Consider the following 24,626-nt stretch of genomic DNA (forward strand, 5'->3'; position numbering starts at 1 on the left):
AAATGGAATCTATAGAACGCTATTACAAAAAGATAGCAGAAACAATTAATGAAATGATCCCATGTGATTGGGATAAAGTTTGGATGTATGCAGAAATACTTGATGATTCAGCCGGAATTAATTTTTATTTTACTGAAACTAATAATGAAGAACGTATTTATGGGCATCACATTCCTGAGAGATATAGTGTAAGTGACTATGTTTACGACCATTTATTAGTCGAACTCAGTGAAGACTTTGAAGAATTGAAAAAGGAATATATAAAAAATGGTTTAGGTACTTGGACAACAGCTACTCTGGAGCTGGAGAGATCGGGGAGATTCTCAATTGATTATGGATACGAAGATATTCTCAATACAGGGCTTTATGGTATTCAGAGAAGAGAGGTTTGGGAATATAAAACTTTTGGAATTCTACCTGAAGATGAGGAAGATAAAGAAGCAGTACTGAATTATATTAAAAATAAAGAAGAAAACAACTAATACATTACACACCATTAATTTGGAGGATTTTTTATATACTAATATTTACATTGAACAAAAGTTCTTGAATCAGAGGTGTTCGTTGATAGTGTAAAAGATGCTGCAGTTGGTCTATATGATGTGGCCAAAGATACAGTGGTTTGGCATATATGATTTTTCTTGATTCATTCCAAAAAGAGGTCATTGAAGGTGATGCCTACTCGAGATCACACTGGTTCGCCTATGCGACTGGTTCTCTTGCAGAAATTGTCTTTGGTTCTAAAGGGGCAGGAGCCATCACAAAAACAGGGACAACAGCTGCCAAAACAACAGTGAAGAAAGGCCTTGAACAAGGAGCAAAATCATTAGATAGAGTCTCTATTCCTGGTCTATTGCCATATTCACCTGGACCGAAGCTCCCGTACAATGTATTTGATGGAGAAAATCTCAAAAATAAACTCCTCTCCATGGCAAAGCGTCTAGACAACAACTCAGGATACGGTATCTCTCAGACAGGCAGAAGATTACCAGCACCTAAATCACCACCGACCGTTGTCAGTTACGGAGAGCACTATGTGCGATGGAAACGCAAAAAGGTATTAAAACCGAATGTCGTTTATTCAACAAAGCAAGGTTACACCTACACAACAGATCACTATGGCCGCATTGTCAAAGTCGAAGCAAGTGATTTAAAATATGGAGAGGTCAAAAGAAACCAATATGCCCAATCCAATTCAGGAAAGCCGGATCGATTGCTGGATGATGATGGAGGGCATTTAATTGCGACTATTTTCAAAGGTTCTGGTGATATTGATAATCTGGTGCCGATGAATTCGCAGATTAATCGTAGTGGCGGGAAATGGTATGAGATGGAACAGAAATGGAGAAAAGCATTAGCATCTGATCCACCAAAGCGTGTAGAAGTTATAATTGAGCCGAAATATTTAAATGATTCAATTAGACCCTCTGAGTTTGGTGTGTTTTATAGCATAGAAGGAAAAGAAAAGTATCTAATTATTGAAAATAAAATCGGAGGGTGAATAATATGGAAAACATAACAATAGATTCTATCTATCAAAAAATAGCTGAACTTATTCATGATAACATTCCAGTTGAATGGGAAAAAATACGAATGTATACGGAAGTGGTCAAACACGAAGCAGAAATAACTTTTTACTTTAGAAAAAAGGGGGATAAGGAGTTTATTTACGGGCACAATATACCTAAATTATTTAATATCAGTAGATCAATATATATGGATTTTTTAGTTGAATTAACACGATTATTTAGACAGTTAAAAACATTTTATGAAAAAAATAATTATGGTTCATGGACTAATCTCACGCTTGAGATGGAGCATTCAGGTAAATTCTCGATTGAATATGGGTATGAAGATATTTTCTCATTAGGTATTGATGGTGATCAAAGAATAGCCGTTTGGGAATACGAAACGTTCGGATTTCTACCTGAAGATGAGGAAGATAAAGAAGCTGTGCTAAATTATTTGAAAAATAAAGAAGAAAATAACAAATAGTAAATGACCCTCCAAATGAATGAAGGAGGGTTTTTGTAATACTTATTTCATAAGAATTATCGCTCTACTTATTTAAACCGATAAACCGTCACTTCACACTCACCAAGAACCTCTTCCATCATCTCTCGAACAATCGTCCAATCGCCACCTGCCAAGCCGCAGCCGATCCCATAAGGAATGGCGATAGAATGAAGGGGGTTCTTTTCATTTGGATTTGTCACTGTCTGTTTTAGATGTTCAAAGCAGCTGCGTAATGCGTCGTCATCTGTTTGTTTTGTTTTTCTTCCGTATCCAACTTGAGCGAATAAGTTGGCAATGGTTTTTCCGTCGCTCGTTGTGATGAACTGGACGGAGCTTAATAAATCATCTCCTTGTTCTGCACATAAACGTTTATAGTCTTTATACACATTTGGGTATTTGCTTTTGATTTGCTTTGCTAATCCTGCTCCCATGACACCCTTACAATTCACTTGGTGACAGATGATATCTTCTTCTGCGTCTAAGATATTGCCTTCTACCGTTTTAATCATTTTAAGTCATCCCTTTTCAATAAAATGCAAACTTATGTTCTATTATATCAGTTTTGATGACATTATTTCATTACAAAAAGCGCTAGGAGTTTAAAAAATGGATACGTCCATGCGATCAAATGATCAAAAACAGTCCATGAAATCTAAAATTGTGAAAGATAAAGAAGAAATAGTAAGGAGACCCTTATGGATAAAATAGAAACAAAACGGTTAATTCTTAGACCATTTCGTGATGAAGATGCACCCGGAATGCTTGCATACTTGTCTCAACCAAGAGTGAATTGTTTTCTGGATGATCAAATCTCTACATTAGAAGAAGCGGTCGCTAAGGTGCAAAAAAGAAAAGCAGATCACTCTTATATGGCGGTTTGTTTAAAAGAAAGTCAGTTGATTATCGGTGAATTGTTTCATTTAAAAGATGAACCGGACACGTATTCGATTGGCTGGAATTTTCATGCGTCATATGAAGGAAAGGGATATGCCCGTGAAAGTGCTGAAGCGCTCTTGTCATATCTATTTGTCAATAAAGGGGCAAGGCGTTTATATGCATATGTAGAGGATGACAATGATCGATCTCAAACATTATGCGAACGTTTAGGTATGAGGAAAGAAGGCTTCTTTCTTGAGTTTGTTTCATTTACTACAAATGAGGATGGGACCCCTAAATATGAAAACACCTATCAATATGCTTTGCTGAAAAAAGAATGGGAGCAGTATCATTCTAAATAGTGCTTTGTTTCTTGGTATCCGAATGACAACGAAGTGACAAAAATGTGAGATGACCCCTTTATTTTGTTCGCTCGATCGATGTCATGGTCTTCTTTTTTCATTTATCCTTTTCCTAAACGAAGCAAAAGGAATGAAATGAGATGCAGGAGTTTAATGAACGGGTATTTCGGTCGATTAATCAGCTTAGTATGAATCACGATGTCTTAAATCCAGTTCTTATTGGATTGGCTGAATATTCAGTGATGTTCATTGCAATCATGTTTTTGATCATGTGGTTTCAAAACCGAAGCAGAAAAAACAGATGCATGATGATATCTGCTGGGTTGACCTTTATCTTGGCAGAGATGCTAGGGAAAGTCGCTGGGCTCTTTTATTCCAATCAGCAGCCCTTTGCAGAATTGAATCAAGTCAACCTTTTAATCGAAAAGGAAGTGAACAACTCTTTTCCGAGTGATCACACCATTTTTATTTTTTCCATTTGTATGGTCTTTTGGCTTTTCCACAAGCGTCATATTTATTGGCTTTTCATTGCCTGCGCTGTAGGATTTTCAAGGATTTGGGTAGGTGTTCATTATCCATTTGATGTGTTGGCAGGTGCTGTGATCGCCTGTTTAACGGCGGTAACGGTTGTTTATTTGCCGCTATTCCAAAAGGGCGTTAATGTACTTCTGTCGTGCTATGAATGGGTGGAGCAGAAATGGACAGGAGAGAGAACCAAATAAAATGTAAGTCTCACGAAAAAACACCCCAATCTGTTATGACATCAGATCGGGGTGTTTATTATTTTCGCCAAAATGTGGAACAATCTGCTTTGTCTTCAATGTTAAATTCGATGATTTTTTTTAGCAGAGGATAGTCAATCGGTAAGCTTTCCTTCATCCGAAACATCTTTTTTCCATGGTCATAACCAGCTTGTACAATATCTGCTGAAAAGTGATCAATCCCTTTTCCTTCTGGTGCGACAGAAATGTGGTGTTTTGCGACGCTAAATCCAATAATAAATGTGCCATGATCTGTGAACATGGGCTGATTCCAAGCAATTCTTGGCTCTAATTGAGGGAATGTGTCTGAAATCCATTGTAAGATGTCTTGCATGCGCTGTTTCAGCTCTGGATGACCGATGTTGCTTACATATTCTTCAAAAACCTGCATTGTTTTCATCCTCCATATTCATCAAGCCTCAGACGGGATTCGAACCCGCACTCCTTTCGTAAGCATAGGCTAGGGGGCAACACGCTTCCCTACGGAATTTCACCGACAGGAGTTTCACCTGTCTCAGCTCATTTGCTTTTCGGTGCTTCTGAAACTCTTGCCTTGCGACCCGCCAGCTACAATTGTTTTACGGCGCTCTTCCCTTCTAGAGCTACTGAGGCACGGAAAGTTCTTGTTCATATTATATAGAGAAACTTGAAAAATGAAAAGCTATGCTCATCATCTAATCCAATCGCACAAAATAGTCAAAGGCACATATGATAAAAGACCATATAGTTATGTATACAGCATGGAATTGGGCTGATTGTAAGTGACAAACCTGTTGATGAGTAAACTAAAAGAGATAAACAATCAAACAAAATTAGAAGGCTTTACTCACAAACGTTCGATGAGCTCTCCTTTTTTGCTCACCATGGAAGGTGGGGAACCTTTTTACTCATGGGTGTTTTTTGAAAGAAGTGTGTTTAAGACTTGCTATTTTTCTTTGAGCTCTATCAATGAAAAGCAGAATTGTGTGGTGTTGGAACTTCTTGTACCGTGCTGCAATAGATCGACATGCTGTCAAAAAGTTTTGTATCGATCCAGTTCGAAAATTCTTGTAGATCTATCTTTTTTATGTGGAATCATTGAAGTAGAGCTTCCTGTATATGATGCGCTTATTTTAAAAAACATAGAATCTCACCACATCTTTCTTTGTTTTTCCACAACGCCCAGTTCGGTGGAAGTATGGCGGAATGGAACAAAATTTCTCAATACGGCAACTGTTGTGTTGCATCATCAAGATCATCAGGATGTACCAGTCGCAATTAGGATTCACACTGGTACATTTTGTTATGATCTTCTTGTCCAAAAAGGAGAAAGTCGTGCGATTACTGTGAAAGATGTGAAATTTATCTTGAAATCTCCATCAACTGAAAATGTGCAAGCACGATTAGAGATGCAAATCAACATGGTGCAAAGAAGAAAAATAAAGCTTTGAAGCTGTGATAATCGCACAATCTTCAAAGATCAATGGATCATAGTCTATCAAGACTAGGTTGAAGGAGGGTTAAAATGGCTATTTTAGGCGGATGTAGTAATGAACAAGCGGGCTTTGTAAATGATGCAGTATGCTTCACACTTGATTTAGCAGCAGCAGCTGATGCAGTTGTCGTCTGGACAGATGGAACACCTTATGTCATAAACGGAACCATCATGGTGGAAAACAATGGGATTGTGGCTGTAGCACCTACTGTGGCTTTAGAGGTAAACGGTACAGCTGTTCCTGATTTCACGGTACCGCCAGGAGAGAGTCGATCCATTACGCTCAGTGATCTGAACTCGATTGGGATTTTAGCTACTGGTGGAACCTCGACTGGAAGTATTGTCGTTTCGTTTTCTCTCAATTATCAGTATTAGTGTGTATGTCTTGAAGATTCCACAGTTTGAAAGTAGTGAGAGACATGTGCGCCCAACTTAATATGTGTGGAGGAATAACCGGCCCGACTGGAGCCACAGGTCCAACGGGAGTAACTGGCGCAACAGGGACAACTGGAGCCACAGGTCCAACGGGAGCCACGGGTTCAACGGGAGTAACCGGTCCAACCGGCTCAACAGGAGTAACTGGTCCAACGGGAGTAACTGGCGCAACAGGGACAACTGGAGCCACAGGTCCAACGGGAGTAACTGGCGCAACCGGTGCAACAGGAGCCACGGGTTCAACCGGAGTAACTGGCCCAACAGGAGCCACGGGTTCAACCGGAGTAACTGGTGCAACAGGAGCCACGGGTTCAACCGGAGTAACTGGCCCAACGGGAGTAACTGGTGCAACAGGAGCCACGGGTTCAACCGGAGTAACTGGTCTAACTGGAGCCACAGGTTCAACCGGAGTAACTGGCTCAACTGGAGCCACAGGTCCAACGGGAGTAACTGGCGCAACCGGTGCAACGGGAGCCACAGGTTCAACCGGAGCCACAGGTGACACAGGTCCAACCGGTACTAGTTTAACAACTAACTCGATGTACGCATCCAATACGTCGGGAAGTACGGTGCTGGTTGTTTTAGGCGGAACGGCAGTGACGCTGCCTAATAACCAAAGTTTAGATGGATTTACCGTAAGTGGTGGGAATACGGTGTTTACTGTACCTGTTTCAGGGAGGTATTTCATCACGTATCAAATAAACACAAACGCTTCACTGCTTGCAGGAGCAAGGGTAATTAACAACGGAACACCCATAGCAGGGTCTATTTTATCACCCGCTTTATCTACATCTACCTACAACGTATCTCTCATTACAACACTTGCAGCAGGGAATCAAATTTCTCTTCAAATATTCGGTTTAGTCGCAACCGTAGTATTACTTGGCGGGGGATCTGTTGGAGCGGCATTAACCATTATCAGATTGGAATAAATCCAAAAAGCCCAATAAGGGCTTTTTTTTTTCAATTCAACCATGTCCTTTAATAGAAAAAAGACGGAATTTTTAGTGTATACATCATTGACTAGGAGAAAGAAACGCAATAACAAAGGAATCGGTTATTGAAGATTCAAGTGATTCATATTAAAATGATGTCAAATGGACGAATTAGCAATTGCTAATAGAAGTTCCATATTTAGTGAAATCATGTGGTGTAGCTGAAGGTGATTGGGGGTGTAGAATGAGCAAAGTTCCTGTGGCGGAATTGGCATCACTATTAAATGACTGGAACATGGAAATCAAAAAAGATCATGCAGATGAGGCAGAACGGCTATTTGCTAAAGCGAAACAAGCAGTAGAGGAAATTGATGATGCTGACATCCTCATGTATTATTCTCTTCTAGAGAAAAGGCATCATATTCTGATGTACAATTTAAGAGGACAAAAAGGCAATGTTTCTAAGAAAAGTATAGAAGGCCATTATGGGAAAAAAGATGATGATTTGTCTAATCGTCTTGCTTATTATTTTGATTTTTATGAGGGTGTGTATGAACAGCATCAGGGGAATTATGAGGTTGCATTACAGATGTATCAAAGTGCGGAAAAGCTCTTAGATAAAATTCCAAGTGAAATTGAACGCGCTGATTTCGATTTTAAGGTCGCGTGGCTTTACTATCGCCTGAGTCATATTATGCTTTCATTAAGTTATATTCGTAGGGCTCTACACGTCTATAAACGTCACAAGCACTATGAAAGAAGAACTGCACTTTCATATTCTCTTATTGCAGCCAACCTTACAGAGATTGGCAGGTACGAAGAAGCGCTTGAGAATTATCGTTTAGCGGAAGAGGTGTTGACTAGCGAACAGGATGATTTTATGCTGGCTCAGCACCACCATAATGTGGCCATTTTATATTCATTTTGGAATAAACCGAAAGAATCTATACGACATCTTGAAAAAGCATTGTCTCATCAAGAGTATTATGATTCAGATTTCTTTTTCCATTCTACGTATCTGATCAGCCGGGAACTCTGTGTGATTGGTGAAAAGCAGCGCGCAAGCCAGTATATAGAGGCTGCATATGCACGAATGAAAGAAGCTTCTCATGAAGTGTTTCAGCTCAAAATAGGCATCGTACATGATCTTTACTTAACGAATGTGCCACAAAGATTTCAGCAAATTAATGAGAAATTAAGAAAGTTAGAAGAAAAGAATGAATATCATGAAGTGAAAGAGCTTTCTCACTTTGCTGCAAAGTATTGTGAAAAGCAAGCACTTTATGAGCAGTCTGTTTTTTACTTGAATAAAAGTTTAGAAGCGGATTTACATATGAAAAGAATGGGGTTGATATAAGATGAAAACAGGATTAAAAGTATTATTCGTTGTGGGTTTAGCGGTCGCTGCGGCTGTTTTAACTGAAAATGTAGCGGGTTCGTTCGAAGTAGCAGAAAAAATCATTGGTGGTTAATCACCCAATCATATCTCGCCCTTGTTGATGATGATCAGCAAGGGTTTTTATATGGGTGAAAATAGGCTCTTCTTATTAAACGCTGCAAGAACGTTTAATAAGAAGAATTCGCAACAAAGGGGGTGTGCAAATTTGTTACCTGCTCCATTATTCTAAATAAACATTGGGCAGAGCAACAAGTTAAAAAGGTCACCTTTCTTTGCTTAATTTAATTTTTTGCAGGACTTTTCATTCAAATTTCATCAAATTGGTCTATTGTACATAGAAATTGTTACAAAAGAGGGAACACCGCTCCATTTGTCACGCATATGATGAGATGAGGTGTAAGTTGAAGGCAGGTGATTGTATGGATCCTCGGGTGTATGGAGGCTTTCATGGCGGCGGTTTTAGCGGCGGAGCAGTGGGACCTCATATTGGCTTTGGCGGGTATTATGTGAGCCCTGGCGTGTTCTCGGGCTTAGGAGGTTACCCTGGATATGGAGGGTTCGGGACGTTTTCTGGATATTCTCCATATGGCTCCACATTCATTATGGGGCGTCCTCCTGGTTTTTATGTAAGAAGTTATTAATGTTTCATCACAGTGATTGAAATAGCCATCTAAGATTGGCTATTTCAATTGGTGAAAGTGCTTAAATGTAGCTGTGATCACAATAACCCCTAGGATGCAAATAGGCAGCCAAATGATGATAAACGGATCGTAAGCATCTGTATACGCAGCTAAAGCAGCACCTAGGCAGTAAAAGACAATAGAACCGATTCGCAGCAAGCTCACATGTTGAATAGGGGCTTTTCTTTTTTCCCGATTGGATAAGCGTTGCGCCAAATCTTCAAATAAGTTAGCAAGTGTACTCGTTAAAACTGTTGTAGAAATGCCAGCGACATTTAATTTGCGTGCGGCCGCCGTTTGCATGCCCATCGCCATACTTAAAAGGATAATCAGCATAAAATAAGCACCTTGTGTATAAGGAAAAATGGTCATAAGAGCAAATAGAAGCAAGATGATGACTTCTATGATAAAGATGCGTGTAACGGCTTTTGGCCAAAATGTTTTTTCGTGTTTTCCACCTATGACTACAGCTAGTAAAACACCTAGAACAAATCCGCTAAGTGCCGTGATGGAATGAAGAGCGGTTAACTGCAATGAACTGCCTGCTGCAATGCCAAGCAGTACAATATTTCCCGTCATATTTGCTGTAAACACATGCCCTAGGCTTAAATAGCCGATAACATCCACTATTCCTGCGGTAAGACATAAGAACATCAGGGCAATGTTTCGTATTGAGTGTGCGGTCAAAATGGTCATCCCTTTCTTTCTCTCTAATGAATAAGTGTAACGCTTAATGACCGCGTATGTCCATTTTATGAGCTGGTAACATGTCCTGCAACTGATATAAAACTTGTCGAAAAGAATCATCATTCACATGGTGCCTCATTTTCCGGAATGGATCGCCTTTTTCCTTTAGACGTTTCATAACAGCCGGCATCGTAAATAAAGAAGGGTGACATTCTTCGCTATTTAATTCTTCCCATTGAATCGGTGTTGCAACAAGTCCGAGCTCGTTTCCTCTCGAGGAATACGGGGCGATGATTGTTTTTCCAGCATCATGTTGAAGGTAGTCTAAATATAAACGGTTGCCGCGGTTTTTCTTTAGACGCTCTAGCGTAAACAGCTCGGGTGCTTGTTCACATAAAAATTGGCAGATGAACGCCGTGAATTGTCTAGTTTGTTCATATGTGAAGGCATTTTTCTTCAAAGGGATATAAACTTGCAGCCCTTTCCCACCACTTGTTTTAATAAATGCGGTGAGAAAGAGTCCATCTAAAATGGCCTTGATTCGTTTGGCTGCTTCTATTGCTAGGTGAAACTCTTTAACAGAAGGCGGATCTAAATCAAATACAATTTCTACAGGCCGATCTGTATCTCTCGTTTCAAAAGGAATATGAAATTCCATCGCCAGCTGGTTACCAAGCCAAAGCAACGAGTTAGGATCATTACAGATTGTGTAAGAAATATCGTGCGCTTGATCTGTCTCAACAAAATCAGGCGCATAATCGGGCGTTGCCTTTTGATAAAAAGATTCTCCACCAGTGCCATGAGGAAAACGTATTAACGTAAGACGTCTTTCACGTAAAAAGGGTAATAAATAGGGAGCGGCTTGCCTCAAATAAAGTAAGTAATCTGCTTTTGTGATATGAAGGGCAGGTACAACCGGTTTCTCGGGGTGGGTGACGTCAATCATAGCTGGGAGCGGATAAAGCTGTTTGAGCATGTGTTGAAAGGTACACGTTGCTGGATCTGCATCGAATAAAAACGAAGAAAACCGGGGCTCTCGTAAGGCTGATCCATCAAAAGAGATACAGGCAATCTTTACGACAATGGATGGTGGGATTTCATAATGTGATACTCCAGTCATTTGACCTTTGGTTAGAAATAAGGTGCGCAGGGTTTGTTCTTCTTCTTTAGAAAAACCATGCTTAAATTGGACAACCTCAACGAGATTCGTTTCTTGATAAAGACATCCTTGAAAATAGCCATTGTCTTTATCAAAACGAGTCACGATGACAGATACATACCGCCAATTTTTGATTTTGAGCCATTCTTTCGAGCGGGTATGCTCCTGCCATTTACTCATCTTCTTTTTAGCAACTAATCCTTCCGCTAAATAGGTCAGCATGATTTTTTTCATGTCATCAGGGCTGCTATCGGTTTGGATGATTTGAAGAAGAGAGGGGTGATTCAGCTGAACGGAGGGAGGAAGATTTGCAGCTTGGAACACCTCATGCAGCTCAGCTTTTCTTTCAATCAGCGGTAAATCAACGAGGGATTTCCCTTTGCATCTCAATAGATCAAATGCAATCAAATGACATGGAAACCGCTTAGCCTGGCGTTGAATGGTTTGTGTGTTTTTCAGGCGGCCTCTTTGCTGAACTTTAGTAAAGTCGCTTTCTTGTTCGCTCAGTAAAAAGACCAATTCTCCATCTAGGGTCAGCGGTAAAAAAGGTGCAAGCTGCTTCGTTAGTTGCTGGCACTGCTCAATGACTTCAGGAAATTGTTCATTTAATCGTTTTCCCGCTCTGCTCTCTAAATGGATGGCGTCTTTTTCCCATATAAGAATGGCCCTAAAGCCGTCATATTTTAATTCATACAGCCAGTCTGCTCCAACAGGAATATCATGTGAAGACGTTAAACGCATCGGTTTCATTGTGTTTTTCACTCCCTTACATCATGTGTTCTTAGAGTGGGATGAAATTTTCATAAACATACATAACTCTGATGAAAACATTACATAGTAAGGAGAAAAGAACGGAGGCGTTACGATGCATACAGTATGGAAGGGCGGCATTAGCTTTGGACTGGTGAATATTCCAGTCAAGCTGTTTACCGCTACAGAAAACAAAGATATTAAATTAAGACAGCTTCATAAAGAATGCCATACGCCGATTAACTACAAAAAGGTTTGTGCTAACTGCGGCGAGGAGGTAGCGCCAGAGCAAATTGTAAAAGCGTACGAGTATGCCAAAAATAAATTCATTGAATTGGATGAGGAAGAACTCGAAAGGCTGAGAAAAGAAAATGAAGAAAAAGCCGTCGAAATCATTGATTTTGTGAAGATAGAAGAGATCGACCCCATCTATTATGAAAGAAGTTATTTTCTATCTCCAGATACCGGCGGAGCAAAGGCTTATTCATTATTAAGAAAAGCGTTGCAAGAATCAGGGAAAATCGGTGTAGCCAAGATCATGATTCGCTCAAAGGAGCAATTAGCGATTGTTAGGTGCTACGAACATATTTTACTAATGGAAACCATTCATTTCCCTGACGAAATTAGACAAGTATCAGACGTCCCGAATATCCCGCAAGAGGAAAACATCGTGAAGAAAGAGTTAGACACAGCACTCCTTTTAATTGAGCAGCTGACCACCACATTCGATCCAGCCGCTTATCGCGATGAATACAGAGAGCAGCTGATGAATGTCATTGGAGACAAAATCTCTGGAGAACATACCGTTCAACCTGAAACGACAGGTAAAAAAGAGGCTTCATCCAATGTCACTGATTTGATGGCCGCTTTGCAGGCTTCTATCGATCGATCAAAACCAGAAAAAACGAAAAAAGCAGCACCTAAGAAAAGAAAAGCAACCGCTAAAAAAGAAAAGAATGCATAAAGAAAAGACCGCTCGCCAAAGGGCGGTCTTATTTTGGCTTCACCACATCCTGAATCGTCCCGTCTGTTCGGTGGATGACAACTGCTGTTCCTTTTTTAGATGAAATCTCTTTCGCGCGGTCAATCGCTTCCTGTTTCGTTTCTTTTACCTCACTTGCACGCTTCGCTTTTTCAGTTTGAACCGCCCAGCCTTCATCATGTTTCACGACATGCTGCGCATGATCCATGAGCTCAGGTCGTGCAGAGCTGCTTTTCTTAGAAGGAGTCACAGAACCATGAGAGTGAAAGTCCTCCATTTCTTTTTCCGTCGCATTCTTTTTCCACTCTTTTGCTTGATTGATCGCAATTGGAATCGCTCTACCTTCTTCATAGCCTTCCTGCACCATTTTGTTGGCAATCTCAAGTGCTTTTTTTCGAATGACTTTGTCTAGTGATTGGAATGAAGCTGGATAATCTTCCATTGTCCAAGGCATATTGAACGCTCCTTTCTTTTATTTGAACACCTTCCCCCATATGCAATGGATCAAACATTTAACCATCTCAATCCAATGGCTTGGTTGAAATACATCGTTTTGCTGAGGAAGAATGTTTTCAATTCCTGCACAATAGAAGATAGTAAAGGAGTGATTGAAATGATGATGAAAGGCTTGTATGAAGCACATTTACCTGTGAGTGATTTGAAGGCATCCATTTCTTTTTATGAAAAATTGGAATTAACACTTGCTCATGAAAATGAACGAGTGGCCTTTTTATGGATTGAGAAAGGAAAGAGCTGGCTTGGCTTATGGAAGGCTGATATATCCACTATTCCATATCACCCAGCGACGCGACATGTCGCCTTCCAAATAGAAACATCCAGCATTGAGCAGATCAAAGAATGGCTGATAGAAAAAGGGATCAGCATTCATCCGATGTTTGGTTTTTCGGAAGAGCAGCAGCCTTTAGTTCTTGATAATCCGCCACAATTTCATGCCGCGATTTACTTTCTTGACCCAGATGGCAATTTGCTTGAATGCATTGCACCGCTTGAAATCGATGCAGGAGAACATCATGAGATGATGACATTTGAAGATTGGGAAAGAAAGAAACATCCGTTTATTGATTGACAAATCCGCTCATTGTAACTATATTGATTACAACGGTGGTGAAGGAATGTGAAACAAATTAGCAGCAGGTATACCATTGCTGTTCATATCTTGTCTTTTATTGCGGGTGTTTCAAAAGAGTGCACAGGGGATTTTATTGCAGAAAGTGTCAATTCAAATCCAGTCATTATCAGAAAAATGATGGCTATGCTCAAAAAGGCAGATCTCATTGAGATTCGCCGAGGAGTTGGCGGTGCTTCCTTAAAAAGGCCGGCAGAGGACATTACTCTACTAGACGTGTACCGGGCTGTGGATGTAAGCGAAGATGAAGAGTTATTTAACTTTCATCAACCAGTCATTGCATGTCCAATTGGTCAAGCCATGGATACAAGACTGCGGCAAGAACTTAAAGAAGCACAGTCCGCACTTGAGCATCACCTTAAACAAGTGACAATTAAGCAATTATTAATCGAGGCGGAGTAGAAAAAGCTCATACATAGAGCTTTTTTTACCCCTTCGTTGTAACCATTTTGATTATAACGAATGATCTGATGTAAGAAACTAGCTGCTTCATACATGAAACATCACCGTTGAACGAAAAATGAGGAGGTCAAATCAATGACATTATTAGTGACAGGTGCAACAGGACAACTTGGATCGCTCGTCGTCAAACATTTGCTCGCAAAAGTACCAGCTGAACAATTGGCGGTCAGTGTTCGAGATCCGCAAAAAGCAGTCCATCTAAAGGAAGCTGGGGTGGATGTGCGCAAGGGAGACTTCACACAGCCGGATACACTTCAATCAGCGTTTCAAGGGATTGATCGCCTTTTGATCATTTCGTCTGGGGATGGAGACCGCGTGAAGCAGCATATCAATGCCATCCAAGCAGCGAAAGCAGCGAATGTGTCATTTATTGCTTATACAAGTGTTGTCAATGCAAGAGAAAGTCAGCTTAACCTAGCACATGACCATGCAAAAACAGAAGAAGCAATTTTGGCCTCTGGCATACCTCATGTTTTTCTAAGAAACAATTGGTATGTGGAAAATGAAAAAGATACGATTCTGGCATCAGTGAACGGAGCGCCGTTTATCAGCCCAATTGGTGAAGGTAAAGTCGGCTGGGCAACAAGAAATGACTATGCAGAAGCAGCAGCAAAAGCGTTAACACTGCCGGCACATGATCAGGAAATCTATGAATTGTCAGGACCGCTTCGTACACACACTGAACTTGCACAAATGGTCAGCAAAGTGAGCGGGAAAGAAATCAAAGTAGAACACATGGATGTAGATATATTTGGAGAATTTTTAGCGTCAAATGGTGTACCGAAAGAAGCTGTTCCATTTGTCAAAGCGATGCAAAGCGGAATTCGCGATGGGGCATTAGCAGTCGAAAGCCATGATTTCGAAAAACTATTAGGCCGCTCTTTAACACCTATTGAAGATAGAATACGAGAAATGATGTCAAACTAAACATGTCAAAACGCCCTGTAAAAAGGGCGTTTTTTCTATCCTTGTTGATCCGTTATTTTGAAAATATAGGTGTAATGTCCATTTTTTCGTACATATTCTTGTATGTAGATGTTAGAATTTTAAGAGATGATTCCAACAAATGAATGACGCTTACTTTATTATGAAATACATTATTCAAGATATTCATTTTGTTTTAATCCTATTAAACAGCAGGATGTGATGACATGTTACGCAAAGCCTTCCTCTCTTATTTGACTGCCAGTATGATCACAATCATCGTCATTATGATTGAACTCGGCTTTCGTTCAGCCGTTGTTTCACCATTTGTTTTACTTGATTCGAACGAAGAAAGCAACCCAAAAGTATTCGTCGCTCATTCGCTATATCAGGGTGACGTTTTATTAACCTATCAAGACGGTTCTTTCAATGGCCCTTCAGAAGCATCCCTTCAATTAAGTGGAAAGAACATAAATCTCACACAGATCCCATCTCCGAATGGAATCAGTATGATTGAAACAGACAAAATAATGAATGATAAGGCATTGGTTTTTCTAAGAAAAGGTTTTGTACCTATCCATGATGATACGATCATGATGGAACAGGTAACGCAAAATCCCTTCTTTTCTACATACAATCTAACGAATCTAACAGAAACAACTAAGATCAACACAAACTTTAAGCATAGCATTACATTTGTTACATTCATGACTTTAATGGGAATTCTTTTGCCCGCTTTGTTATTTTTCCTTTTTAACCTTCATGAATCGATGAAAAACCTATTCACATTATTCATTCCCTTTGTTCTAGCCATTTTTCTTCCCTTGGGATTAAATTATTATTTCTTAATGGGATACGTGCTATCAGTTACAGGATCTTATGTGTTGAGTATGATTCTCTCTATACTTGTGCCTAGTTTCCTGTCAGTCTTATTGACAGCTTATTCATTTGAGTATGTGACAAAAGATTCTTCTGATGTATTAGGAGAAAATGAAGACACTTTAGGGAATTCATTCTTCCTGAACGTTAGGGAGCAAGCCGTTTTATTTGGTGCTATCACATTATCCTTGATGTATTTCGGCTCTTATTTAGTCATGCCTTTGGCGTTTCAAGCGAAGGTTATGAATCATCTTTTTCTATTTTGTGCATGGTATTTCGCCCTAGTCATCTTATTTATTATGGGTTACTCATTCATTCAAAAAATGATAAATAAGTATGAAGTCTTACGGACGGACGAATTCATAAATATTTGCAAAGATATTGAGCATCAAACGAACCAAAAGGTAAAAATATGGGTAAAAAAAGACTCACAACATGATGTCAATGCCTGGATATATTCATTTCAACTTCCATTTAGAAGAAAAGTCAATCTATATGTGACGGAAGGGTTATTAGATAAGTTTGATACAGAGGAAATTCGTGCGATCTTATTCCACGAAATGGGACATGTAAAATTAAAACATGCGCATTTCACCATTTACCTCACTGTGATTGTCACCTTACTTATGGGAATCAGTATGTATTATGCCAGACAGGTGATGCTTGCCAATGGTTGGTGGCAATATATTTTGTTGTTCCCAGCAGGGATATTGATCATGATATTTATGACGGAGTGGCTGCCAAAGAAAATGAGTCGGTTATTTGAGATTCAGGCGGATCGCTTTGCTGTTCACCATCTTGAGAATCAAACTCTATATCTCAATACTTTGATAAAATTAAGTCATTTGATTGAAGAAGATGGAGATGATGGAAGAAAATCTGAATGGCGTGAAAGTCATCCTTCTTTTGAAAAACGAATTCATCACATAAAGAAAATCATGAAGTGAAGGCGGTTTGTGTGAAAGACGACACTTCCTTCGGTAGTATGAAGAAATAAAAACATGAATGTTCTCAAACGTCCTGTAAAAAGGGCGTTTTTTCATGTACCTTCACAAGCATGATGTCCAAATTTTAGACAAATCCGTTCGTTGAAATTTCAGAAATTTGGGATTAAAATGAAATAAAAGTCTATTATTTAGTCGTCAGATGACCAGATATAAATCAAGGTGCAGTAAAAGAAAGGAAGTTCGCCGATGAGAGTCAGTTTATTTGTCACCTGTATCATTGACACGATGCAGCCACATGTAGGAAAGGCAACTGTTGAGGTACTAGAGCGGCTTGGTGTTGAAGTGGAATTCCCTGAAGCACAAGTGTGCTGCGGGCAGCCCGCCTTTAACAGCGGCTATACAAAAGAAACAATCAAAGCGGCCAAAAATATGATAAAAGCCTTTGAATCAGCTGAATATGTCGTCACACCATCAGGTTCTTGTAAGGCCATGTTTTTAGAATATCCGCACCTTTTTAAAGAAGACCGAGCGTGGTTCGCCCGTGCTCAGGCACTTGCTACGAAAACATATGAATTAACAGAATTTATTGTTGATATATTACATGTAACAGATGTAGGTGCGAGTTTGAAAGGAAAAGCCACCTATCATACCTCCTGCCATATGACGAGACTGCTTAGAATTAAGGAAGCGCCTTTTACACTGTTGTCAAATGTCAAAGATTTGGTGATGGAACCATTGCCTCGCGCTGAAAATTGCTGCGGATTTGGAGGAACTTTTTCAATCAAAATGACACCCATTTCTGAGCAGATGGTCGATGAAAAAGTACAAAGCATAGAGGAGACAGGCGCTGAATATATCATCGGTGCTGACTGTGGATGTCTACTGAATATCGGAGGAAGGCTGAATCGTCTTCATAAGCCAGTTAAAGTGATGCATATCGCAGAAGTGTTGAATAGCCGCTGAAGCTAAGAGGGGGAACGGCACATGAGTATGAAAATTGGAGAGAAGGCTTTTAAAGAGCGGATCGGCGAAGGATTAGAAGACGCTGTGATGAGAGGAGCTGTTTCCTCTGCACAGGAGCGTCTGTATAAAAGACGGATGACTGCAAGTGAAGAGCTGGGAAACTGGGAAAAGTGGCGTGCACTTGGAGAGGACATCAGGCAGCATACACTTGCCCACCTTGATGACTACTTATATCAATTAAGTGAGAGCGTGAGTAGACGTGGAGGTCATGTGTTTTTTGCAAAAACAAAGGAAGAGGCATCGGCGTACATTCAAGATGTAGCACAAAAAAAAGCAGCAAAAAAGATCGTGAAATCAAAATCAATGGTCACAGAAGAAATTGAAATGAATGAAGCGCTAGAAGAGATTGGCTGCGAGGTAGTTGAAAGCGATCTTGGAGAATATATTCTTCAAGTTGATGACCATGAACCACCTTCACATATCGTGGCACCAGCCCTTCATATGACGAAAGAACAAATACGGGAAGTTTTTCACGAAAAGCTTGGATATGATATGTCAGAGACTCCTGAAGAAATGACCAAATTTGTAAGAGCTTTGTTACGGGAAAAATTTCTTGAAGCAGATATTGGTGTGACGGGCTGTAACTTTGCTGTGGCTGACACAGGATCGATTTGTCTTGTGACGAATGAAGGGAATGCGGATCTTGTCACGTCCATTCCAAAGACACATATCGCAGTCATGGGGATGGAGCGGCTTGTACCAACGATGGAGGAGCTCGATGTTCTTGTCGGTCTATTGTGCAGAAGCGCAGTCGGTCAAAAGTTAACAAGCTATATCTCTGTCGTGGGACCAAAAGGAGAAGGAGAGGTCGATGGACCAGAAGAGTTTCATTTGGTCATTGTGGATAACGGACGGTCAAATATATTAGGGACGAAATTTCAGCCAGTTTTGCAATGTATTCGGTGTGCAGCCTGTATCAATGTGTGCCCCGTTTATCGGCATGTTGGCGGTCATTCGTACGGATCAATTTACCCGGGTCCGATTGGCGCTGTTCTTTCGCCACTACTTGGAGGATATGACGACTACCAAGAGCTTCCTTTCGCCTCAAGTTTATGCGCAGCCTGTACAGATGCTTGTCCAGTGAAAATTCCACTTCACGAATTATTAATCAAACATCGACAAGCCATCGTTGAAAAAGAGGGGAGAGCGCCTAAAGCGGAAATGATGGCAATGAAAATGTTCGGAATGGGCGCATCCACTCCTAGAATGTATCGATTTGGCACAAAAGCAGCCCCTGTGCTCTTGAAACGTATGGCTTCAAACGGACAGATTTCAAAAGGTGCGGGTCCTTTAAAGAATTGGACAGAAATTCGTGACCTCCCAGCGCCAAGCAAAGAAAGGTTTCGGGATTGGTTTAAAAAGAAACAAAAGGAGGAGCGGCAATGAAAGGTACCATTTCTCATCGAGATCCATTTTTAGCACATATCCAGCAACAATTAGGCAAAAGCTCCTCCAAGCCTGCATCTATTCGGTGTCCGGTTTGGAAGCATCGAGTCAATTGGGAAACAAATGAAGGTCTGTCGAAAGAAGAATTGGTAGAGCAATTGAAGGTGCAATGTCAGCAAATTCATACGAGAGTGGTAGAAACAACGCCGAAAGAAGCACCCTCAACGTTACGATTATTGATGAAAGAGTATGGAGAAGGTCCTGTGATGACTTCGAGCGATAGACGTTTTGCACAATATGAATGTCATCCTATGTTTCAAGCCTTGCAGAAAGAAGGAATCTCAGTCACTAGCTGGAATGCAGATACATCAAGAGAAGAAAATATAAGGCAGGCAGAACAAGCGAAATATGCAGTGGTATTCAGCGATTACACACTTGCAGAATCCGGAACGGTTGTTCTTTCGTCCCATCAAGGTCAAGGGAGAGCACTTCATTTTTTACCGATGATGTATATCGTATGTATTGAAAAAAGCACAATTGTCCCGCGGATGATTCATGCTGTTTCAGCTCTTCATCGCTTAGTAGAAGAAGGAGAGCAGACGAAAGGCGCCATTCATTTTATATCAGGTCCAAGTAATTCTGCCGATATTGAAATGAATTTAGTGGTTGGTGTTCATGGGCCGGTGCGGGCTGTGTATGTATTAATAGATGATGAATAAGGGCTTTCGTGAAGAAAGCTTCAGCGTGTAGACAAACCCTCGCAATCGTTGTCAGTCCTGCGCTTCGGTGCTCACGAATGTCAAATTCGCTCCGCGCCGATGCTCGTCCTTCCTAGGGCTGCAAAGGTTTTCTATCACGCTGAAAAGAAGACAAAGGGCTAAAATAAAGTTCATTTTAGCCCTTTGTCAACAATCTGGGGCTTTCGTGAAGAAAGCCTTTTTTATGTAAACATTCTTAAAATTCATCTTGCCTCTAGGCGAATAGTCATAGTAAGATGACGTCATACAAGATGAGAAGCTCATCTACTGCTGATGTAAAGGAAGCTGCTAATGGAAATGAAGACAAATGCTCCAAAGAAGTCGATTGCGGTGCCGCTTGTGATCTCCATCATTGCGATTTCGTTTTCGGCCATTATTGTGAAGTGGTCAAGTGCGCCTGCTGCTATTTTAAGTATGTATCGAATGATATTTGCGGCGGTTTTGATGCTTCCCTTTATTCTGCCGCGTCAAAAAGAGTTTGTCTCGTTAAAGCGGAGAGACTGGTTTTTCTTATGTATGTCAGGTTTCTTTTTAGGGCTCCATTTTGTTTTGTGGTTCGGCTCATTGAAGCTCACCACAGTGGCGAGCTCTACAATCATCATTGCACTTCAACCGATGGTGTCATTATTAGGCGGATTTCTCATTTTTCGTGAACGAACAACGAAGTCAGCCATTTTCACAATGTGTGCGGCGATTGTTGGTGCGCTCATGATTGGATGGGGGGATGTCGGACATAGCCAAGACGCCATTATAGGAGACATTTTATCCTTTTTCAGTGTAATCGCTGTTGTTTGTTATTTATTAATCGGTCAACAAGCTGTGAGAAAGATATCTCATTGGATTTATAGTTTTTGTGTATTTGGTTTTGCCGGCCTTTTTTTAATTTTATTTAACCTTATACAGCAAACGCCTTTTGTAGGCTATTCGGGTAAAGAATGGGGGATTTTCTTACTGCTCGCCATTATCCCTACCATGTCCCATGTCATTAACAACTGGCTGTTAACCTATGTGAATGCGACAACTATTTCAATGAGTATTCTAGGCGAACCTGTTGGGGCAACGATACTCGCTGTTTTACTGCTTGGAGAGAAAGTCACGCTGCTACAAATGTTCGGTGGTCTTCTTGTCCTTTTAGGTGTCTTTTTCTTTTTGATGCAGCAGCGACAAGGAATCGTGATGAAAACAAAAAAATCCGGTTAACTCCCGGATTTTTTCACTCTTTTAAATGATTTTTTTCAATTACTTTGTTTAATCTAGCCTCGACTTTCTTCAATTCCACTTGTTTTCTTCTTATCATTCGAATGGCAATCACAATGATGGTCACGATCAACGCAATGAATAGAAGAGAAAATACTTGGAATACGATATCCCCAATGTTGAATGCAGTATTCGCTTCATTAGGCATGTGTAACCCTCCTTATATCTATATATTACCATAATCAATAAAAGATTGAGATTTATCCATAATTTATCTATAATAGGTAAAATATCACTCATTAAAGGAGAACCATTATGAGAACTTTAGTCCTTTTACGAGGTCTCCCAGGTGCAGGTAAATCAACTTGGATCAAAGAACAAGGCTTAGAACCATATACATTATCAGCGGATCAAATCCGTCTGTTAACCCAGCCTCCGCAGTTATCAGTCAATGGGAAACCGGAAATTTCAAGCAAACATGATCATAAAGTCTGGTCTTTATTATTTGAACTCCTCACAGCCCGAATGGAACGAGGAGACTTTACTGTCATTGATGCAACACATGTCACAAGTAAGTCCATTTCGCAGTATAAGTCATTGGCTACTTCATATCGCTATAGAGTGTATGTCGTCGATTTTACGCAAGTGCCTCTTGAAACAGCCCTGCTGCAAAATCGCGGTCGAGAGCCGCACAAAGTAGTGAAGGAATCTGTGTTATATCAAATGAATGAACGGTTAAAGACAGAGAAGGTGCCTTCATGGGTAACCGTTTTGACGCCTGAGGAATATCCAGCCATTATGACGTATCAGCCCAGGTCTTTTGATCAGTATGAGGCCATTCACGTCTTCGGTGATATTCACGGCTGTTACACAGCTCTAAATACTTATTTGCAAGGAGACTTGAAAGAAAACGAGCTTTATATCTTTGCAGGTGATTTGCTTGATAGAGGAATAGAAAACAAGGAAGTTTTAGAATGGATGCTGGCACATAGAGAATGCCGCAATGTGATCGTCATTGAAGGAAATCATGATCAGCATCTTTACAAATATGCACATGAAGAAAAAGTGAGAAGTAATATGTTTAACCGTCATACTGCGCCTGAAATTGCGGAAGCAGGTTTTGACCTAAAAGAATTAAGGAAGTTTGTCAGAACATTTCATCAGCTCACCTATTTTACGTATCATGGTCAGACATTTCTTGTCACCCATGGTGGGCTTGCCCATTTGCCAGAAGAGCTTCTGCATGTCTCAACGCAGCAGCTTATTCACGGAGTAGGTGAATATTCAGATGACATTGACCACTTATTTGTGCAAAATACTTCTGGATTAGATATCATTCAAATTCACGGTCATCGCAATTTATATAGACTGCCTATCCAAGCGGCGGAAAGATCTTATAATCTCGAAGGTCAGGTTGAATTTGGCGGACAGCTGCGTGTGTTAAAAATCACAGCAGGCGGGATTGAGACACATGAAATTGATAATCCTGTCTACAGAGCTTCTGAAAACAAACAACCGGTCTTTGTTCAGCCCAATGTGACGCTGGATGATTTCTTAGCCCATTTAGATCAGCATGAATATGTACAAGAATTAAAGCTGCCACACGATATTTCATCTTTTAATTTCACCAAAAAAGCATTTAGTGAAAGACAATGGGATGAAATAAATGTCAAAGCAAGAGGCTTGTTTATCAATATGACTTCAAAGCAGATTGTGTCTAGAAGTTATAATAAGTTCTTTAATATTGATGAACGTCCTGAAACCAGAATGCAGCATCTAGTGAATCATCTTCAATTTCCTGTGACGGTCTATGATAAAGCAAATGGATACTTAGGCACGGTTGGGTTTAACGACATAAAAGATGAACTGGTGTTTACGTCCAAATCGTATACGTCACATGTGAAGCAAAATCAGCATGCTGCTTGGGTCGAAGAGCTATTTTATGCGACCTTTGACGATGTGCAGGTCGATTACATCAAATCATACGTACGCGACAACCATGTATCCCTTGTATTTGAAGTCATTTTGCCAGAGAAAGACCCGCATATTATCACATATGATCATGATCAACTCATTTTACTTGATATCGTGAAGCGTCAGCTGAGCTATGAAAAAGAACCATTTGCTGAAGTGAAAAGGCTCAGTGAACAACTTGGCATGCGGTGTAAACAGAAAGTGGCAGTGTTTCATGATTGGACCTCTTTCTATAAATGGTATCAATCTGTATCACATGATGACACAATCAAAGAAGAAGGTTATGTCATTGAGGATAACAGCGGCTTTATGACCAAGTTAAAGCTTCCTTATTATCAATTTTGGAAGCAAATGCGATCCATTAAACAGCGTGTTGCAGATAAGCGCTCCACCCAAAAATATATGCAGGCTTTGCAAACAGCAGAGCAAGCAAGATTTTATACATGGCTGCTCGAGCAAGATCCAGTAAACGTGAGAAACAGCTCAATCATTGAGCTGCGTTCACAATTTGAGCAAACGGAAGTGGGCCATTTGAATAATGACTGAACAAATGCATAGTCTAACAAAGAGTCTTTTCTAGAGAAAAGGCTTTTTTTCATGAAATCGAAAGGTGGAAGCTGAAATGCCAGATCACATTGAAGTCATTCTTCGAACCATATTTGCTTTTGCTATTTTATTCGGCGGTGCCCGTCTTCTTGGAAAGCAAACCATTGCGCAAATGAATATTTTTGATTTCATCGCAGCGATCAGTCTAGGTTCAATTGCGGCGAACCTGGCGTTTAATACTACGCTTCCGCTTCATCACACCACCATATCTTTTGTGTCACTTGTGATCATCATTTATGTCATTTCTTTACTTGCTTTAAGAAGCCGGAAGATGAGAGGTTTTATGGCGGGTAAACCAACGCTTGTGATTCAAAATGGCAAAATCCTTGAAGAGAATATGAAAGGAATGAGGTATACACTTGATTATTTAAATCAACAGCTCAGAGAAAAGAATGTGTTTGACATTAGTGAAGTTGAATTTGCAATGATTGAAACAGATGGGCATATGTCAGTGAAAAAATACCCTTCATTTGATTATGTCACGCGAAAAGATCTTAACCTGTGGATGCAGGCAGAGCGTTACATGCCCATTGAAGTCATTATGGACGGAAAGCTCATTTTGAAAAACCTTCATGAAAACCAATTAACGGAGCAGTGGATCTATGAAGAACTTCGAAAAAGGCAACTGTCTTTAAAAGACATTGTTTATGCGGTTCGTTCAAGTAATGGCAGTTTATATATTGATACATATGACGATCACATCCATTCTCCAATTGACCAAGAATGAATATGTAGTACGGACGACACCCACACGTCACAAAACTGCCAATATTTATAAGTCATTTGGATGTCATCTATCTAGGTATC

27 protein-coding genes are annotated in these 24,626 nt (G+C 40.3%); 21 read left to right on the forward strand and 6 right to left on the reverse strand.

The window, feature by feature from the left end:
- Positions 1-2: 2 nt before the first annotated feature.
- The 3 genes from MHI58_RS09320 to MHI58_RS09330 all read left to right on the forward strand — a co-directional run bounded on the left by MHI58_RS09320 (position 3) and on the right by MHI58_RS09330 (position 1,995).
- Entirely contained in the window at positions 3-482 is a 480-nt protein-coding gene (locus tag MHI58_RS09320; protein WP_045035332.1) for an immunity protein YezG family protein, read from the forward strand.
- Between the two features lie 149 nt (positions 483-631).
- Positions 632-1,501: a DNA/RNA non-specific endonuclease gene (locus MHI58_RS09325; protein WP_234823337.1), complete on the forward strand. Its 870-nt coding sequence runs from the start codon at positions 632-634 to the stop codon at positions 1,499-1,501.
- A gap of 5 nt (positions 1,502-1,506) precedes the next feature.
- Positions 1,507-1,995 (forward strand): immunity protein YezG family protein, encoded by a 489-nt coding sequence (locus MHI58_RS09330; protein ID WP_045035320.1) that lies wholly within the window; start codon positions 1,507-1,509, stop codon positions 1,993-1,995.
- A 68-nt stretch (positions 1,996-2,063) separates the two neighbouring features.
- Here the strand turns inward: MHI58_RS09330 and MHI58_RS09335 are convergent, their stop codons facing one another.
- On the reverse strand, positions 2,064-2,525 hold the full coding sequence (locus MHI58_RS09335) for a macro domain-containing protein (RefSeq protein ID WP_025207379.1): 462 nt from the start codon (positions 2,523-2,525) through the stop codon (positions 2,064-2,066).
- Between the two features lie 186 nt (positions 2,526-2,711).
- Here MHI58_RS09335 and MHI58_RS09340 point away from each other — a divergent pair, with 186 nt between their 5' ends.
- Together MHI58_RS09340 and MHI58_RS09345 are read left to right on the forward strand one after the other, a co-directional pair.
- Entirely contained in the window at positions 2,712-3,254 is a 543-nt protein-coding gene (locus MHI58_RS09340) for a GNAT family N-acetyltransferase (protein WP_045035319.1), read from the forward strand.
- A 140-nt stretch (positions 3,255-3,394) separates the two neighbouring features.
- Entirely contained in the window at positions 3,395-3,976 is a 582-nt protein-coding gene (locus MHI58_RS09345) for an undecaprenyl-diphosphatase (protein ID WP_035700890.1), read from the forward strand.
- 58 nt (positions 3,977-4,034) lie between these two features.
- Here the strand turns inward: MHI58_RS09345 and MHI58_RS09350 are convergent, their stop codons facing one another.
- Positions 4,035-4,406 carry an iron chaperone gene (locus MHI58_RS09350; RefSeq protein ID WP_008343954.1) on the reverse strand — a complete coding sequence of 124 codons (372 nt, stop codon included), beginning with the start codon at positions 4,404-4,406 and terminating at the stop codon, positions 4,035-4,037.
- A gap of 385 nt (positions 4,407-4,791) precedes the next feature.
- On the opposite strand from MHI58_RS09350, the gene MHI58_RS09355 reads away from it, so the two are divergent.
- The 5 genes from MHI58_RS09355 (at position 4,792) to MHI58_RS09375 (ending at position 8,899) form a co-directional block, all read left to right on the forward strand.
- Complete coding sequence (locus MHI58_RS09355) at positions 4,792-5,445, forward strand: CotZ-related putative spore coat protein (RefSeq protein ID WP_045035321.1); 654 nt, start codon at positions 4,792-4,794, stop codon at positions 5,443-5,445.
- A gap of 74 nt (positions 5,446-5,519) precedes the next feature.
- A complete protein-coding gene (locus MHI58_RS09360; protein WP_008343952.1) occupies positions 5,520-5,864 on the forward strand; it encodes a DUF3992 domain-containing protein in 345 nt (114 codons plus the stop codon).
- A 44-nt stretch (positions 5,865-5,908) separates the two neighbouring features.
- Positions 5,909-6,856, forward strand: a complete 948-nt coding sequence (locus tag MHI58_RS09365) for a collagen-like protein (RefSeq protein WP_056408620.1) — start codon at positions 5,909-5,911, stop codon at positions 6,854-6,856.
- 247 nt (positions 6,857-7,103) lie between these two features.
- A complete protein-coding gene (locus tag MHI58_RS09370; protein WP_045034818.1) occupies positions 7,104-8,216 on the forward strand; it encodes a tetratricopeptide repeat protein in 1,113 nt (370 codons plus the stop codon).
- A 461-nt stretch (positions 8,217-8,677) separates the two neighbouring features.
- Positions 8,678-8,899, forward strand: a complete 222-nt coding sequence (locus tag MHI58_RS09375; RefSeq protein ID WP_008343948.1) for a hypothetical protein — start codon at positions 8,678-8,680, stop codon at positions 8,897-8,899.
- A gap of 39 nt (positions 8,900-8,938) precedes the next feature.
- On the opposite strand, the gene MHI58_RS09380 is transcribed toward MHI58_RS09375, so the two are convergent.
- Positions 8,939-9,634: a YoaK family protein gene (locus MHI58_RS09380; protein ID WP_045034817.1), complete on the reverse strand. Its 696-nt coding sequence runs from the start codon at positions 9,632-9,634 to the stop codon at positions 8,939-8,941.
- Between the two features lie 34 nt (positions 9,635-9,668).
- Positions 9,669-11,534 (reverse strand): DNA ligase D, encoded by a 1,866-nt coding sequence (locus tag MHI58_RS09385; protein WP_045034816.1) that lies wholly within the window; start codon positions 11,532-11,534, stop codon positions 9,669-9,671.
- 115 nt (positions 11,535-11,649) lie between these two features.
- Here MHI58_RS09385 and MHI58_RS09390 point away from each other — a divergent pair, with 115 nt between their 5' ends.
- Positions 11,650-12,498 carry a Ku protein gene (locus MHI58_RS09390; protein WP_045034815.1) on the forward strand — a complete coding sequence of 283 codons (849 nt, stop codon included), beginning with the start codon at positions 11,650-11,652 and terminating at the stop codon, positions 12,496-12,498.
- Positions 12,499-12,526: 28 nt separating this feature from the next.
- Here MHI58_RS09390 and MHI58_RS09395 read toward each other — a convergent pair whose 3' ends face one another.
- Complete coding sequence (locus MHI58_RS09395) at positions 12,527-12,970, reverse strand: DUF2188 domain-containing protein (RefSeq protein ID WP_007499382.1); 444 nt, start codon at positions 12,968-12,970, stop codon at positions 12,527-12,529.
- Positions 12,971-13,129: 159 nt separating this feature from the next.
- Between MHI58_RS09395 and MHI58_RS09400 the strand changes: the two genes are divergently transcribed.
- The 8 genes from MHI58_RS09400 (at position 13,130) to MHI58_RS09435 (ending at position 21,242) form a co-directional block, all read left to right on the forward strand.
- Positions 13,130-13,603, forward strand: a complete 474-nt coding sequence (locus MHI58_RS09400) for a VOC family protein (protein ID WP_051626170.1) — start codon at positions 13,130-13,132, stop codon at positions 13,601-13,603.
- Positions 13,604-13,651: 48 nt separating this feature from the next.
- Entirely contained in the window at positions 13,652-14,065 is a 414-nt protein-coding gene (locus MHI58_RS09405; RefSeq protein ID WP_035700902.1) for an Rrf2 family transcriptional regulator, read from the forward strand.
- A gap of 135 nt (positions 14,066-14,200) precedes the next feature.
- Positions 14,201-15,052, forward strand: a complete 852-nt coding sequence (locus tag MHI58_RS09410; protein WP_045034814.1) for an SDR family oxidoreductase — start codon at positions 14,201-14,203, stop codon at positions 15,050-15,052.
- 506 nt (positions 15,053-15,558) lie between these two features.
- Complete coding sequence (locus MHI58_RS09415) at positions 15,559-16,875, forward strand: M48 family metallopeptidase (RefSeq protein ID WP_226650718.1); 1,317 nt, start codon at positions 15,559-15,561, stop codon at positions 16,873-16,875.
- Positions 16,876-17,121: 246 nt separating this feature from the next.
- Positions 17,122-17,838 (forward strand): (Fe-S)-binding protein, encoded by a 717-nt coding sequence (locus tag MHI58_RS09420; RefSeq protein ID WP_045034812.1) that lies wholly within the window; start codon positions 17,122-17,124, stop codon positions 17,836-17,838.
- A 21-nt stretch (positions 17,839-17,859) separates the two neighbouring features.
- A complete protein-coding gene (locus tag MHI58_RS09425) occupies positions 17,860-19,284 on the forward strand; it encodes a LutB/LldF family L-lactate oxidation iron-sulfur protein (protein WP_045034811.1) in 1,425 nt (474 codons plus the stop codon).
- On the forward strand, positions 19,281-20,003 hold the full coding sequence (locus MHI58_RS09430; protein ID WP_045034810.1) for a lactate utilization protein C: 723 nt from the start codon (positions 19,281-19,283) through the stop codon (positions 20,001-20,003). Before MHI58_RS09425 ends, MHI58_RS09430 begins: the two co-directional genes overlap by 4 nt.
- 330 nt (positions 20,004-20,333) lie before the next feature.
- Complete coding sequence (locus MHI58_RS09435) at positions 20,334-21,242, forward strand: DMT family transporter (RefSeq protein ID WP_039167701.1); 909 nt, start codon at positions 20,334-20,336, stop codon at positions 21,240-21,242.
- Positions 21,243-21,255: 13 nt separating this feature from the next.
- Here MHI58_RS09435 and MHI58_RS09440 read toward each other — a convergent pair whose 3' ends face one another.
- The gene (locus MHI58_RS09440; protein WP_045034809.1) at positions 21,256-21,447 is read right to left on the reverse strand and encodes a hypothetical protein; all 192 of its coding nucleotides are present in this window, start codon (positions 21,445-21,447) and stop codon (positions 21,256-21,258) included.
- 107 nt (positions 21,448-21,554) lie between these two features.
- Between MHI58_RS09440 and MHI58_RS09445 the strand changes: the two genes are divergently transcribed.
- Both MHI58_RS09445 and MHI58_RS09450 read left to right on the forward strand, forming a co-directional pair.
- A complete protein-coding gene (locus tag MHI58_RS09445; RefSeq protein ID WP_045034808.1) occupies positions 21,555-23,759 on the forward strand; it encodes an RNA ligase in 2,205 nt (734 codons plus the stop codon).
- Positions 23,760-23,835: 76 nt separating this feature from the next.
- Complete coding sequence (locus tag MHI58_RS09450) at positions 23,836-24,546, forward strand: DUF421 domain-containing protein (RefSeq protein WP_045034807.1); 711 nt, start codon at positions 23,836-23,838, stop codon at positions 24,544-24,546.
- Positions 24,547-24,626 lie beyond the last annotated feature (80 nt).

The organism is Bacillus sp. FSL K6-2869 (assembly GCF_040869405.1).
GTDB classification, from domain to species: Bacteria; Bacillota; Bacilli; order Bacillales; family Bacillaceae; genus Bacillus; species Bacillus altitudinis.